Genomic DNA, 14,544 nt, shown 5'->3' with positions numbered 1-14,544 from the left:
AGCGGTTTGAACGTGGTTCGGCCGGGGATCCGCCGCTTCCTACCGTTCAGTACCCCTCCCTGCCCGTCGCGTTGTCAGTGTGTCCCGTTACGTTCCTCCCAACTGACCGACCAGCTGGGAGGAGAGCGGCCGTGGCGTGGGTTGAAACGGGTTCGGGCGGCTATTTCGTCGCCTTCGACGAGGAGGGCAAGGTGGTCTGCCGCAATGCGGCGGGCCGTCAGCTGAAAGCCGTCCCGCCGAAGCTGAACGACGATCCGGTGGTGCTCGGGCTCCGGCAGCTCACCGAGTGGCTGGACGCGCACCGGCGCGGCTGCCTGGAGACCGCCGAGCGGTGGATGGTGCGCTCGCTGCCGGTGCCCGCCGCCGTCGTCACCGCCGTCTGGGCGGACGAGGCGTGGCGCGAGGTGCTGCGCGACCTCGTGGTCACGGGGGCCGACGGCGCCGTGGCCGGCTTCCTGCGCGGGGCCGACGCCGAGCGCGGCATCGGCCTGGTCGACCTCGACGGGGACACCGTCCGGCTCACCGGCAGCGAGCTGCGGATACCCCACCCGGTCCTGCTGGAGGAGCTGGACGAGCTGCGCGAGTTCGCCGTCGAACTCGGCGTCTCCCAGCAGGTCCAGCAGCTGTACCGGGAGGTCTGGCACCGGCCGGCGGACGTCACCGGCACCCAGGTCGACACCTACGCGGGCGGCCGCTACGCCGCGCTGCGCGACCTGCTCGGCCGCTGCACCAGGCTCGGCCACCGGGTCCGCGGCGGGCACGCCGTGCTGCCCGTGGTCGAGGACGGCCGGGCCCTGGAGGCGCGGGTCTGGGTCGGCGACTACTACGAGTACGACGAGTGCGAGACCGGCTCGCTGAGCTGGACCGGCCCGGACGGCAAGGTCCTGCCGCTGGCCGAGGTCGGACCGGTCGCCTGGTCCGAGGGGATGCGGATGGCCGCCGCACTGTACGCCGGCCGCACGATCGAAGGGGAGGAAGCCGCATGAGCACCACCACCGGGCCCGACCGCACCGCCACGGGTGCCCCCGGCGGAGCCGACCGCCACCAGCGGCTGCTGGACTCCGGGGCGATCCTCGCCCCCGGCACCCTGCCCGGCGCCGGCGGCCCCGACAGCGCCGCCGACGTCCTCACCGCCCGCGGCTACGCCCACCCCGCGCTCGACGGCCGGCGGATCGTCCGGCTGGTGCCCGGCGCGCTCGGCCCCGCCGAGGACCTCGCCGTCGACTTCCTCGGGCTCGTCCCCGCCGAGGAGCCGGTCGAGGTCGGCCAGGTCCGCCAGGAGGCACTGGGCTTCCCCGCCTGGGCGCTCGTGCACGACCCGGCCAACGGCCACCACGCGCTCGCCCTGGTCAAGGAGATGGAGCGGCTCGCCCGCCAGGCCAAGTCCAAGCCGGGCCACGCCAAGGACGGCTTCGACGAGCTGGCCGGCCGGCTCGGCCGCGCCGTCCCGCACTTCCTGCCCACCTTCTGCGAGCAGGTCGGCCGGATCTTCCTCGAGCAGGAGAACCAGACCTACGCGAGCACCTTCTTCGGGCGGGCCCGCGAGGCCGAGCGCACCCACAGCCTCCCCGTCGACGAGGAGCGGCTGCGCGCCGTCTTCCTGGAGTTCGCGCTGGCCGGCGCCCTCACGGTCAAGGCGCTGCGCCAGTACGTCAAGGAGCTGAGCGGCCGGCTCGACCCGCTGACCGCCTGGCAGCGGTTCCGCCAGCTGTGCACCGAGCGCTCGGCGGCCGGCATGGCCCCCTACGCCGGGGTCGCCGAGGACGCCCGCACCCTGCTCAAGGCCGCCGGGCTGGACCGGGACGAGCACGAGCGGGGCCTGCTGCTCGAACTGCTCGCCTCACCCGCCGTGAACCGCGCGCCCGGCACCTTCTGGAAGAGCTGGCACGAGGCCGTCGTCGAGCTCGGCCGGGGCGACGCCGCCGTGCGCGCCCGGCTGCTGGAGCTGATGCCCGACCCGCCGGGCAACGACGACCGCACCCGGCAGGACGCCGGCTGGCTCGCCGTGCTGGCGGAGAGCGGCGCCGAGCGCCTGCTCACCGACCTGCCCGCAGACCTCGCCGACGGCGCGGCGGCCGCCGAGCCGGCCGCCGCCTGGCTCCAGCGCTGGACCAACCACCTCGGCCGCGGCTGGCGCACCCAGGGCCTCAGCACCGAGACCGTCGCACTGGCCGGGCGGATGTTCGACCGGCTGCGTGCCGAGGGCGTGCCGGTCGACCTCTTCACCGGGGTGCGCCGCAGCGCCACCCAGCTCGAACTCCTCGACCTGCTGCTCGCCGAGGGCGTCCCGGTCGCCGACCCGGCCGAGGGCCACAGCTTCCACCTCCAGGACTGGGTCGGCGCCTCCGACCCCGACGGCCGCACCCTCGCCGCGATCGCCGCCGACCCGCGCTTCCGGTCCGCGCTGCGCGCCGCCGTCCCGCCCGTCTGGGACACCGTCGACAGCCGCCGCCTCGCCGCCCGCCCGGTCCTGCGCGAGCTCTTCGTCGAGTGGTCCGACGCCCGCGCCGACGAGCTCGCGGCGGCCCGCGGTCTGGAGAGCGCCAGCGGGATCCTGCACCAGCTGAGCGCCCACCGCACCGGCATCCGCGACGAGAACCCGGCCGCCGCCCGGCGGATCGCCGACCTCGACGTGACCGGGCTGCTCGCCGACACCCTGCGCGGCGGCATCCTCGACGAACTCGGCTGGCCCGCCCTGGAGGAGGCGCTCGTCCGGCTCGGCGTGGAGGCCGGCGACACCCCCGGCGTCGGCAGCGGCCGCAACCTCCCCGAGGGGCTGCTGCTGGAGGAGGCGTGGCCGAACCTCGTGCTCGCCCGCGGCCACCAGGTCGTGGTGGCCGGCCCGCAGGGCATCGTGCTCGAGCACACCCTGCGCATCCCCGACAAGCTGGACACCTGGCACCGCCCCCGCTTCCGCTTCGTCGACGGCGAACTCCTGGTCGCCTGGGCCCACGAGGGCAAGCAGCGGGCCTACTGGTCCGGCCGGCCCGCCGACACCTTCGAGCTCGGCGGCGAGCGGATCGCCCACTACTACGGCGGCGGCGACATCGAGACCCCGACCCTGCCGCTGCCCGGCGGCGGCCGCACCGGCGGCCACCGGCCGCTGCACGTCGGCGACACCGTGCTGCCCGCCGAGGGCCGTGTCCTCGGCGACGGCACCGGCCACTGGAGGGCCCACCGGAGCGCCGGCGTCGCCGTCCTGGAGGAGATCGACCCCGCCACCGGCACCGTCGGCCGCGCCTCGGAGCCGCCGCGGGTCGCCGCCAACGCCGCGGCGGGCAGCCTCGACCTCCGCCGCACCCAGCTGCTGCCGTTCCAGCCCGGTCTCGAGGACACGCCGCTCGGCACCGACGGCACCGTGCTCGGCAGCTGGCTCCGCAAGGACGGCACCCGGGTCACCACCGTGACCGCCGACGGCACCACCCTCGTCGTGGACAACACCCGGAGCAGTCACCTCCTGCACCCGCTCGGCCGGCTCGCCCTTCCCGGCGGCGGCCACCCGGTGGTCCAGGACGGCAACGGGCGGCAGCTCGCCCTCGGCCTGCCCACCGCGGACTCCCCGGCCGAGGGCACCGTCGCCGCGGACCCGACCGGTTTCACCGCCGACTTCGAGCCCGGCCGCCCCGGCGGCCTCGCCGCCGCCGGCACCGCCCTGGTGCTGCCGCTCGCCCACTGGCACGTCCTGCGTCCGCGCGACGAGCGCGGCTCGACCGAGCTTCGCGCCGTCGACCGCGAGCTGGCCGCCCGGCTCGTCGACGCCGCCTGGCCGGCCGACGCCGAGCCCGTGCCCGCCGCCCAGCAGCGCTGGATCACCGTCCAGGGCGTGCGCCGTCCGGTCGTCAGCAGTGGCAAGGCCGAGGAGCGGCTGCCGGTCGACGCCGTCGCCGGCGTCCTGCCCGGCGTCACCCACCGGCTGCTGCTGGCCGGCGTCACCGGCCTCGCCCGCACCGCGGCCGACCTGCTGGACCGGGTCGCCCGCTACGTCCCGCAGCCCGAGGACGACGGCCGCACCGCCGGCGGCTCCGCCGCCACCGGCTACGCCCACCGGCCCGAGCACGGCACCGACTACGAGCTCGGCCAGGCCGTCTCCCTGCTGCTGCCCGGTGTCGGCGGCTTCGGCCGCTCCTGGGAGCGCGGCCCCGAGTACCGGGTCCTCAACAACCTCAGGGCCGTCACCGCCGTCCTCGCCGAGCCCCCCGCGGCCGAGGGCGACGGCTGGAGCACCCGGCACCGGATCGAGCTGCACGGCGACGACAACCACCACGGCTGGCTGCAGGTGCTCGGCCGGCTCGGCACCCTCGCCTACGCGGCCGCCGCCCCGCTCACCTCCGCCGAGCAGCGCCACTCGCTCGGGCTGCTGCTCACCGAGCTCACCGCCGGGCTGCTCGCCGACCGGGGCGACACCCTGCGCGAGGTCGTCCTCACCGAGCCGCTCACCGACCCGAACGCCCCCAAGGGCAAGCACGAGCGCCGGGCCGGCCAGGTCTGGCGGCACGGCGACCGCACCGTCGTCGTGCTCGGCTGCAGCCACCACCACGAGGACAAGGCGCACTGGCTCGCCGTCGACCACGACCCGAGCGGCGCCTTCGGCGCGGTCGCCCACTTCGGCACCGCCCAGGAGCGCCGCACCGAGGAGACCGTCGACGCGGCCTGGGTCGCCCGCTTCACCGGACTGCTGCGCGAGCACGGTGCCACGACCCACCGCGCCGACCGCGCCGCCGACTTCGGCGCGCGCACCGGCATCGGCGCCGTCCGCTCCACGCTGCTGTTCAGCCCCACCGAGGCCCTGATCCACTGGTACGGGGCGCCGCTGCCCCCCGAGGCACTCAAGGAGTACGGCCTCAAGTCCGGCGAGTCCAAGGCCGCCCGCGACTGGCTGCGCGGCTGCGAGCGCGAGGTCCTCGGCGAGGTCTGGGCCGCCCTGCTGCCCGCCGACCCGGAGGAGCTCTGGAGCACCGGCCCCGACAGCGCCGCCGGTGCCGCGCACTGGACGGCCCGCCTCGGCCGGCTGGTCACCCTGCCCGAGGCCGAGCAGGCCACCGTCAGCGGCACCAGGATCCAGAAGGTCGAGGAGATCCTCAACCACGCCACCACCCCGTGGCTGAGCCGCACCACCCGTCAACGGGTGCTCCCGCTGGGCGAGTCGGCCACACCCGTGCTGCAGGCCGACGACCCGCTCGCGGTGCTCGACTACAGCACCCTGTCCGAGGCCGCCGACGCGATCGCCTGGCTCGCCTACCGGCTGCCGTGGAACAGCCCGCTGCGCGCCTCGCTCGGGCCCGCCGTCCAGGCCCTGCGCACCCGCCTGGCGGACCCGGGGCTGCTGCTCGCCTACGACCTGCGCCGCAACAGCAAGGGCGAACCGCTGTCCCCGGTGCTGCGCGCCCGCTACGGCCTGCCCGCCGAGGGCGGTGCCGACGCGGACGGGCTGGTCCGCGTCGGCGAGGCCCTGGTGCTGTCGCCCGGCCACGACGAGGCGGAGCAGATCTGGTGGCGCCCGGCCGGCCTCGACGGGCCGCAGGACCAGGCGCTGGACCAGCTGGCCGGTCTCGGTGACAGCTACTGGCTGGCCCGTCAGCGGACGGTGCTCACGGCGCTCCTGGGCGGGGAGCTGGACCGGCTGGTCGCCCTGCCGGAGCTGCCCGACGCCACGGGTCCCGCCGGTGCGGCGGGTGCTGCCGGTGCGGCGGGTGCCGCCGGTGCTCCGGCCGAGGGGGCCGAGGTCTGGCCGCACCACCCGCTGCTCACGGTGCCCGAGCTGGTCACCGAGGTCGCCAAGACCCACGAGCTCGGCGAGGACGCCGCCGTCCTCTACCTCCAGCTGCTGGCCCTGCCCGACCCGACCGACCGCAATGTCGCGCGCTGGACGGGCTGGAAGCCGGCCCGGCTGAAGAAGGCGCGCGCCGAACTCCTCGCCTCCGGACTGGTCATGGAGGCCAAGCGGGCCCGCGCCGGGCGCACCCTCTTCCTCCCCGGCGGCTGGCAGGAGGCCAAGGCGCCCGGTCTGCCCGTCGAGACCTGGAAGGCCGCCCTCTACGATCTCCCCACCCACCACGACGTGCTGCCGCGCTCCGCCGTCCCGGAGCTGTTCGCCCGGGCCTGGCAGCGCGTCACCGACGGGGACGCCCCCGGCTTCGAAGAGCTCCGGACCGGCAAGCGCAGGAAGGCCCGCCGATGACCGCCACGACCACCACCACGAGTACCTCCACCGCCGACACCTCCAGCACCGGTACTGAGAGCGCGGCCCGGCAGGTCGTGCCGCCGGAGGAGCGGTTCGCCGCCGAACTGGAGTTCCTCGCCGCGCACGACTCCGGCCCGCGCCCGCCCGGCTGGCGGCTCACCCCGCGCGCCGTCGTCACCTTCGTGATGGGCAGCGGCGGCGAGAAGCTCAAGGCGGGCCGCCGGAGCCTGGCGATCGAGCAGAAGTTCGTCGGCGAGCGGGCCCTCGTCGAACGCTGCGTCGTCACCCTCGCCGGCGAGCGCGGTCTGCTGCTCGTCGGCGAGCCCGGCACCGCCAAGTCGATGCTGTCCGAGCTCCTCGCCGCCGCCGTCTGCGGCACCAGCGCACTCACCGTCCAGGGCACCGCCGGCACCACCGAGGACCAGCTCAAGTACGGCTGGAACTACGCCCTGCTGCTCGCCAAGGGCCCCAGCCGCGAGGCGCTGGTGCCCTCCCCGGTGCTCAGCGCGATGAGCACCGGCGCGGTCGCCCGGGTCGAGGAGGTCACCCGCTGCCTCCCGGAGGTCCAGGACGCCCTGGTCTCGCTGCTCTCCGAGCGGCGGATCGCCGTCCCCGAGCTGGCCGGCACCCCGGACGGCCAACTGCACGCGGCCCCCGGCTTCACCCTGATCGCCACCGCCAACCTGCGGGACAAGGGGGTCAGCGAGATGTCCGCGGCGCTCAAGCGCCGGTTCAACTTCGAGACGGTCGGGCCGATCGGCAGCCTGGCGGCCGAGGTCGAGCTGGTCCGGCGCCAGTCCACCGCCGCTGTCGCCCGCGCCGGGGCCGCCTTCGCGGTCGACGACGCGGTACTGGAGGCCCTGGTCACGGCCTTCCGCGACCTGCGGACCGGCCGCTCCACCGAGGGCTGGGACGTCGAACGCCCGTCCACCGTGATGAGCACCGCCGAGGCGGTGTCGGTGGCCACCGCGCTCGGGGTCGGCGCCGCGTACCTGCCCGACGGCGGGGACCTGCTCGGCCGGCTCCCCGGCCAGCTGATCGGCGTCGTGCGCAAGGACGACCCGGCCGACGCCGCCCGGCTGCTCGGCTACTGGGACGGCCCGGTCCGACGCCGTGCCGAACAGGGCGCCGCCACCTGGCGCACCCTGTGGGAGCTGCGCTCCGCCCTGGACCACTGAGGCCCGGCCGGCCCGTCGTCACGACGGCGGCGGGCCGGCCCCCGGCCCGCACACTCCCTCGCCCACCACCCCACCCCACCCTCCCCGTTCCCGAACTTCCACCGAGAGGTGAACAGATGAGCAGCGCGGTGCCGCCCGGCGGGGCGGACCTCGGCCACGACGACCCGCGAGGGGCGGTCGCGACCGAGGCGGACCGACTGGCCGCCTCCGGCCTCGACGCACCCGGGCCCTACCTGATCGGGGTGCGTCACCACGCGCCTTCGCTCAGCGTCGTCGTGCCCGCGCTGCTGGACGCCGCCCGGCCCGACGTCCTGCTGGTCGAACTGCCCGCCGAGTTCCAGCCCTGGCTGGACCTGCTCGCGGACGAGGCCACCCGCGCCCCGGTCGCCCTCGCCGCCGCACCCGCCGCCGACCGCCCGGACGACGCGACCGACGCGGGCGACGGCGCCGGGCTCGCGTTCTACCCGTTCGCCGACTTCTCGCCCGAACTCGCCGCCCTGCGCTGGGCCCGCCGGCACGGCGTCGAGACGATCGCCTGCGACCTGCCCCTCGCCGTCCGCGACCGGTACACCGGCCGCGGCGACCACGCCGGCCGCGCCGACCGGGACACCGCCGGTCCGGGCGTCCCCCGGCCCGGTGTCGCCGATGCCCTCCGCAACCGCCTCACCGGCCGCGAGGACGACGAGGACCTCTGGGACCGCCTCGTCGAGACCGCCGCCCCAGGCTCCACCCCGGAGGCCGTCCGCCGCGCCGCGCTGCTGGTCGGCTGGGCGCTGCGCCGCGACGCCCGGGACGCCACCGGCGTCGACCCGTACGACCTGCGGCGCGAGGCCTGGATGCGGGCGCGCATCGAGGAGGCGGCCGAGGGCGGCCGCCGGGTCGCCGCCGTCGTCGGAGCCTTCCACGCGCCCGCGCTCGTCCCGGCCGCGGCCTCCGCCACCGGGACACCCGGGCCCGGCGACGACCCAGGCCGTGACCCCGATCCCGGCCGTGACCCCGACCCAGGCCGTGACCCCGACCCCGGCCTCGCCCCCGACCGGGTGCCGGCCGGCCGCCACGTCGTCTCCCTGATCCCCTACACCTACCCGCTGCTCGACGCCCGCTCCGGCTACCCGGCCGGCATCCGCGACCCCGAGTGGCAGCACACCGTGCTCGACGCCGCCGGGGACCAGGACCGGCTGGCCGAGGCGCTGATCACCACCGCCGTGCGGATCTGCGAGGCCCTGCGCGGCCAGGACCACCCGTCCGGCCCGGCCGACGCCCGGGAGATCGTCCGCCTCGCCGGTGACCTCGCCCGGTTGCGCGGCCTCGCGGCGCCCGGCCGGGGCGAGCTGGTCGAGGCCGTCCAGACCGCCCTCGCCCAGGGCGAACCGCTCGGCCGGGGCCGGGCGGTGGCCCGCGCACTGGAACGGGTCCTGGTCGGCACCCGCACCGGCGCGCCCACCCCGGCCGCCCCGCGCAGCGGCCTCGCCCCCGCCGTGGAGCGGCTCCTCGCCGAGCTGGGCCTGCCCGGCCCCGGCGACACCGCCGAGCCCGCCCCGCGCGAGCTGCGCCTCGACCCGCTCCGCTCGGCCCTCGACCGCCGCCGCGAGCTCCTGCTCCACCGGCTCACGGCCTGCGGCGTCCCGTACGCCGAACCGGTCGAGTCGACCGGCGCGGGCGGCACGGAGACCCTCACCACCCGCTGGCGGGTCCGCTGGACCCCGACCGTCGCCGCGATGCTCACCGTTGCCGGGACCCAGGGCGTCACCCCGGCCCAGGCCGCCGAGGGCGCCCTGCGCGAGCGGCTGCGGCGGGAGCGGCAGGCCGACGGCCCGACCGCCCGCGAGGTCCTCCGGGGCCTCGCCGACGCCGATGCCTGCGGCCTGTCGGCCCTCACCGCCACCCGTCTCACTCAGCTCACGGCCGTCCTTCCGGAGAGCGGCACCCTGCCCGAACTCCTCGACGGCCTCGCCCTGCTGGACCGCCTCACCGCCACCCACCGCCCGGGTGCGGCGGCCACGCCGCCGGCTCCCGCCGGGGGCTCCGCACCCGGAGCGTCCGGCCCCGTCGACCTCGCCGGCGGCCCGGTCCCGGGCGCCGCTGTTGCCGTGGCCGCCCCCGCGGCGGCCCTCCCGTCCCTGCGCGCCGGTGGAAGCCCGGGTGTGCCGTGTGCTGTGCCGGTCCCTGCCGACGCCGGCCGCGCCGAGCTCACCGCTGGCGCTCCGCAGGGCGTCACCCCGCCCGAGCCGTCCGACCGCCCTGGCACGGACCTGGTCCCGGCCGCGGGCCCGGCGGCTCCGCCGTCGGCCCTCGGTGGTGGTTCCGCCGATCTCGCGTCAGGGGCGGGCGGCACCGGCCGTCCCTCGGCCCCGGGGTCCGGCGCTGCGGACCGCCCCGCCGCCGGCGGTGCCTCCGCCGTGGCCGTCCCTCCCCACCTCCCCGCCGCCACCGGCTCCGGGGACGCCTTCCTGACGGCCGTGGCAGCCGCCGCGGAGGTGGTGACGGTGGCGGCGGTGCGGCAGTTGGAGGGGCTGGGCGGATCGGACGAGGCCGACGACGCCAGGGCGCTGGTCGAGCTGGCCCGGCGGGCCGACCTCTCCGGCGGCCTGCGACTGCGCCACGCGCTGGCCGAACTCGCCGACCGGGGAAGCCCGATGGTGCGCGGTGCGGCCGGTGCGGTGCGGGTGCTGCTCCGGCAGGAGGTCCCGGTGGTGTTCGGGGACCGGGCCGCCTCCTGGGTCGACGGCGCCACCGGCCCCGACGCCCGGCACGCCCTGGGCCGGTCGCTGGTCGGTCTGCTGACGGCCGCCGAGGGACTGCTCTCCACCGCCCCCGAGGTGCTCGAACCGCTGCTGGAGCGGATCGTCACCCTCCCGGACAGCGCCTTCCTGGACCGGCTGCCCGCCCTGCGCGGCGGGTTCGACACGCTCAGCCCGGCGGCCCGGGACCGGCTGCTGACCCTGGTCGAGGAGCGGCTGGGAGCCCGGCTGGACGCGCTGCCGGAGGAGGTGCCGCCCGCCCTGTTCGCGGACTGGTCCCGCGCCGACCTCGCGGCCCGTTCCGCGCTCGCCCGCCGGGGACTGCTCCCACCGGACCTCCCGGCCCCCACCGAGGCGCCACCCGTCCAGGCGCCACCCCTCCAGGCACCACCCACCGAGGCGCGCCGCACCGACAGGGTCCGGGCCGACGAGGCACCCGTACCCGAACCGGTCCCCGCAGCCGCCCCCGAACCCGCCCCCGAGTCGTCCGGCGCCCACGCCCTCGGCGCGGCGGAGCGCTGGCGGCTGCTCCTCGGCCGCCCGGGCAGCGGCCGCCCCGGCGGCCGTGCCTCGCGGCTCGCGGCCGCGCTGGACGAGCTCTACGGCACCGGGCAGGGCGAGGGCTCCGGCCCCGGCCTGGACGGCCGGGGCGGGGCGGGCGGCAACCGGGGCGGCCGCGAGGCGCCCTACCCGGGCGTGCGCGAGTGGTCCGAGGAGCTGACGGCCCTGTTTGGACCCGGCATCCGGGAGGAGGTGCTGGCGGCGGCCGTGGCGCACGGGCGCGGCGATGCCCTGGAGGCGATCGACCCGGGTGCCGTCCGGCCGTCGGTCGACCTGTTGCGCACCGTCCTGGAGCACGCGGGCGGTCTGCCCGAGGCCCGGTTGGCCGCGCTGCGGCCGCTGGTGCGGCGCCTGGTCGACGAGCTGAGCCGGGAGCTGGCGACCAGGCTGCGCCCCGCCCTCACCGGGATCAGCGTGCCGAGGCCCAGCCGGCGCCCCGGCGGCGGCCTGGACCTGCACCGCACCATCCGCGCCAACCTGGCGACCGCCCGCCCCGCGGCCCCCTGGGCCGAGGGTGGCAGCGGCACCGCCGCCGGCACCGGTACCGGCGGCACCGACGGCGGCACCGAGTCGGGCCGGATGGTGATCGTGCCCGAGCGCCCGGTGTTCCGGACCCGGGCCAAGCAGGCGTCCGACTGGCGCCTGATCCTGGTCGTGGACGTCTCCGGCTCGATGGAGTCGTCGACGGTCTGGGCGGCGCTGACCGCGTCGATCCTGGCCGGGGTGCCCTCGCTGAGCACGCACTTCGTCGCCTTCTCGACCGAGGTGGTCGACCTGACCGACCGGGTGACGGATCCGCTCGGCCTGCTGCTCGAGGTCCGGATCGGCGGCGGTACCCATATCGCCGCCGGGCTGAAGTACGCGCGGGAGCTGGTGACGGTGCCCTCCCGCACGCTGATCGCGGTGGTCAGCGACTTCGAGGAGGGCGGTCCGGTGGGCGGGCTGCTCGCGCAGACCCGGGCGCTGGTCGACTCCGGGTGCCACCTGCTGGGCTGCGCCGCACTGGACGACACCGGGACGGCCCGGTACTCGAAGGCGATCGCGAGCCGACTGGTCGCGGCCGGGATGCCGGTGGCGGCGCTCAGCCCGCTCGAACTGGCCCGCTGGGTGGGGGAGAAGGTCCGATGACGGAGACGGTGCAGGACATGACGGGGACGCGGGTGCCGTGGCCGGCGGTGCGACCGGAGGTGGTCGCCGAGGTGGTGGCGGGGCTGTCGGCGCGCCTGCAGAAGCGCCTGGACGGGGCCGCCGCCAAACTGGCCGAGCGGCCGGTGGAACGGACGGGCGAGGACTGGCGGATCGCGGTCGACGAGGAGACGGAGCTCGTCCTGCACGCGCCGGGCGGGGTGGTCGCCACGTCCGGCGATGTGCGCTGCGGCTGCCTGCTGGCGCCCGCGTGCGTGCACCGGGCGGCCGCGGTCACGGTCTGCCCGCTGGCCGACGGCGAACCCCCGGTCGACCAGGCCGACCCGGCCGGCCGGGCTGAACCGGAGGTGGCCGACAGCGGAGCCCGGACCTCCGTCCCGACCTCCGCCCCGGCCCCTCTCCCCGACGGCCCGCCGGAGCCCGTGGCGGCCGCCGGGACGCTCGGCGCCGCCGAACGCGCCGCCGTCGACCAACTGCACCGGGTGGCCTCCGCCGCACTCGCGGCTGGCGTGGGCGGTGCGGGCGCTGTGCTCCAGGCGGAGCTGTTGCGGGCGGCCCACCGGGCCCGGCTGGCCGGGCTGCACCGGCCGGCCGCCGCCGCGGTGGCGGTGGTCACCCGGATCCGGGCGGCCCGGTCGGGCGAGCCGGACCACCGGCTCGCCGACCTGGTGGCCGGTCTGCGCGAGCTGCTCGGCCTCGGCGCGGCCCTGACCGCCGCGGCGGCGGCGGACACCGCCGGTCCGGGCGTCGCGGCCCTGCGCGGGACGGCCCGCCAGGCGTACGCGGCAGCGGGCGGGTTGCGGCTCTACGGACTGTTCTCCGAACCGGTGCTGACGGCCACCCACGCGGGGGTGCTCACCTGGGCGGTCGACGCGGGCGGCGGCCTGCACACGATGGCCGAGATCATGCCGCACAGCGACGCGGCCGCGGCGGCGCCGCAGGCGGTCGGCGCCGGCAACCGCGCGGTCCGGCTGGGCGACGCGATGCTCAGCCACCGCGAGTTCACCCGGGCCGGGCTGGTCGTGCAGGGTGCGACCAGGTCGGCGGCCGGGCGGCTCGGGGCGGGCGCCTCGGTCCGGGCGGTGCGCGCGGCGGGGGCGGCCTGGACGGCAGAGCCGGCGGCCCGGCTCTGGACCGAGCCGCCGGCCGCCCAGGTGGCGCGGGCGCTCGGCGCGGCCGCACTGCCCCCTGAGGTCCGGCCCGCCGGGGGAGAACTCCTGTTCCTGGACGTGACGCTGCTCGGGGCGGTCCCGCACAGGCCGGGCGGCGAGCCGAGTCTGCTGGCGGACTGCGGGGGAACGGTGGTGGCGCTGCGCGCCGCGCACGACCACCCGGGACTAGCCCACCGGGGCAACCTCGCCCTGCTCGCGACCGCCCCGGGTCTGCGGCTGCGGGTGATCGGCCGGCTGGAGCGCTCGGCCCGTCCCGAGCTGCGCCTACTGGCCGTCGGCGAGCCCCCGTCCACCCGACCCGCCGACGCCGGACCCACGGACGTCGGACCCACGGACGCCGGACCCACCGACGCCGGACCCATGGAGGCCCGACCCCCGTCCTCCTCCCCTTCCCTCGCCCTGCCCGCCGATCGCGCCGGCCGGGTCAATCTCGGCCTGGAGCGGCTCCAGACGGCGGACCTGACCCTCCCGCCCCAGGAAGCGGCCTCGCCGCTGACGGCCCTGCCGGCGGGGCCGCTCCCGCCGACCACGCCGGTGCACCTGCTGTCCCGGCGGGTGGAGCAGGCGGTGACCGGCGGCCGGGCGGTGCTGGCACTGGGCACCGGGGCGGCGCAGGCCGACCGGGCCCGGTTGCGGTCGGCGGGGCTGGCCACCGGCGCATCGCTGCTGGAGGGTCTGCTCGGGGCGGCGATGGACCAGCCGCGCGATGTCTTCGGCCGGGTGGTCACGGACGACCACAGGGCCTTCGCGGCCGCCTGGTCGGCGGCGGCCTGGTACGAGGAGGAGTTGGCCTCGGCACTCTGCGCGACCGCCTGGACCCTGGAGGTTCCCGGCAATCAGCCATAAGGAGAACTATTTGCACAAGCAGATATGCCGCGCCGAATGGCATACTTGAACGAAGCGGAACGTTCGAACGGTCGGTGGCCTGCCGGAGGGGGCCGGCCCCCGGGGCAGGACCCCGCAGGACTGCCGCACCACAGGACTGCCGCACCGCAGGACTGCCGCACCGGGGGGCTGCGGGCCGCAGCACCGTACGAGCACATGACCCGAGCAGGGAGACGCGAGCCATGGGGATCCAGGACGACGCCGCGGAGATCCGTGCCAGCGGCTGGCGCACGCTCGCCGCGCTGCACGGGCTGATCGACTCGGCCCTGGAGAAGGCGCTGCAGGCCGAGTACCGCCTCTCCGTGGTCGAGTACACGGTGCTGGAGGCGCTGTCGAGGCAGGACGGCTGGCACATGCGCATGCAGCAGCTGGCCCGCGCGGCGGCGCTGAGCAGCAGCGCCACCACCCGGTTGGTGAGCCGGCTGGAGGAACGCGGGCTGCTCTGCCGCTACCTGTGTGCGGACGACCGGCGCGGCATCTACACCGAGCTGACCGCGCAGGGCCGCGAACTGCTCGGGGCGGCGCGGCCGTTGCACGACGCGACGCTGGAGGCGACGCTCACCGGGGCCGCCGACGTCCCCGAACTGGCGCCGCTGGTCCGTGCCCTCCACGACCTGGAGCCGGCTTCCGCCGCCCCGTCCGGCGCCTGAGCGCGGCGCGGGGGAGCGGAACGCCCTGCT

Annotated in this window: 6 protein-coding genes; all 6 read left to right on the top strand. The window is 77.3% G+C overall.

Going from position 1 to position 14,544, the window contains the following annotated elements; translation table 11 throughout:
• The first annotated feature begins 131 nt into the window (after positions 1 to 131).
• The 6 genes from ACIPYS_RS33275 to ACIPYS_RS33250 all read left to right on the top strand — a co-directional run bounded on the left by ACIPYS_RS33275 (position 132) and on the right by ACIPYS_RS33250 (position 14,514).
• On the top strand, positions 132 to 986 hold the full coding sequence (locus tag ACIPYS_RS33275; RefSeq protein WP_093859731.1) for a DUF4132 domain-containing protein: 855 nt from the start codon (positions 132 to 134) through the stop codon (positions 984 to 986).
• Positions 983 to 6,178, top strand: coding sequence for a hypothetical protein (locus ACIPYS_RS33270; protein WP_400753250.1), 5,196 nt, complete (start codon positions 983 to 985; stop codon positions 6,176 to 6,178). The genes ACIPYS_RS33275 and ACIPYS_RS33270 overlap by 4 nt, the downstream gene beginning before the upstream one ends.
• Positions 6,175 to 7,359 carry an AAA family ATPase gene (locus ACIPYS_RS33265; protein WP_400753247.1) on the top strand — a complete coding sequence of 395 codons (1,185 nt, stop codon included), beginning with the start codon at positions 6,175 to 6,177 and terminating at the stop codon, positions 7,357 to 7,359. The genes ACIPYS_RS33270 and ACIPYS_RS33265 overlap by 4 nt, the downstream gene beginning before the upstream one ends.
• Before the next feature lie 116 nt (positions 7,360 to 7,475).
• Positions 7,476 to 11,789, top strand: a complete 4,314-nt coding sequence (locus ACIPYS_RS33260) for a DUF5682 family protein (RefSeq protein ID WP_400753244.1) — start codon at positions 7,476 to 7,478, stop codon at positions 11,787 to 11,789.
• Entirely contained in the window at positions 11,786 to 13,825 is a 2,040-nt protein-coding gene (locus ACIPYS_RS33255) for a hypothetical protein (protein ID WP_400753241.1), read from the top strand. Before ACIPYS_RS33260 ends, ACIPYS_RS33255 begins: the two co-directional genes overlap by 4 nt.
• 221 nt (positions 13,826 to 14,046) lie before the next feature.
• A complete protein-coding gene (locus ACIPYS_RS33250) occupies positions 14,047 to 14,514 on the top strand; it encodes a MarR family winged helix-turn-helix transcriptional regulator (protein WP_093859727.1) in 468 nt (155 codons plus the stop codon).
• Positions 14,515 to 14,544: the final 30 nt, after the last annotated feature.

The sequence above is a fragment of the Kitasatospora sp. NPDC089913 genome, assembly GCF_044748625.1.
Classification (GTDB): Bacteria; Actinomycetota; Actinomycetes; order Streptomycetales; family Streptomycetaceae; genus Kitasatospora.
This window is presented reverse-complemented; position numbering and strand designations above follow the sequence as displayed.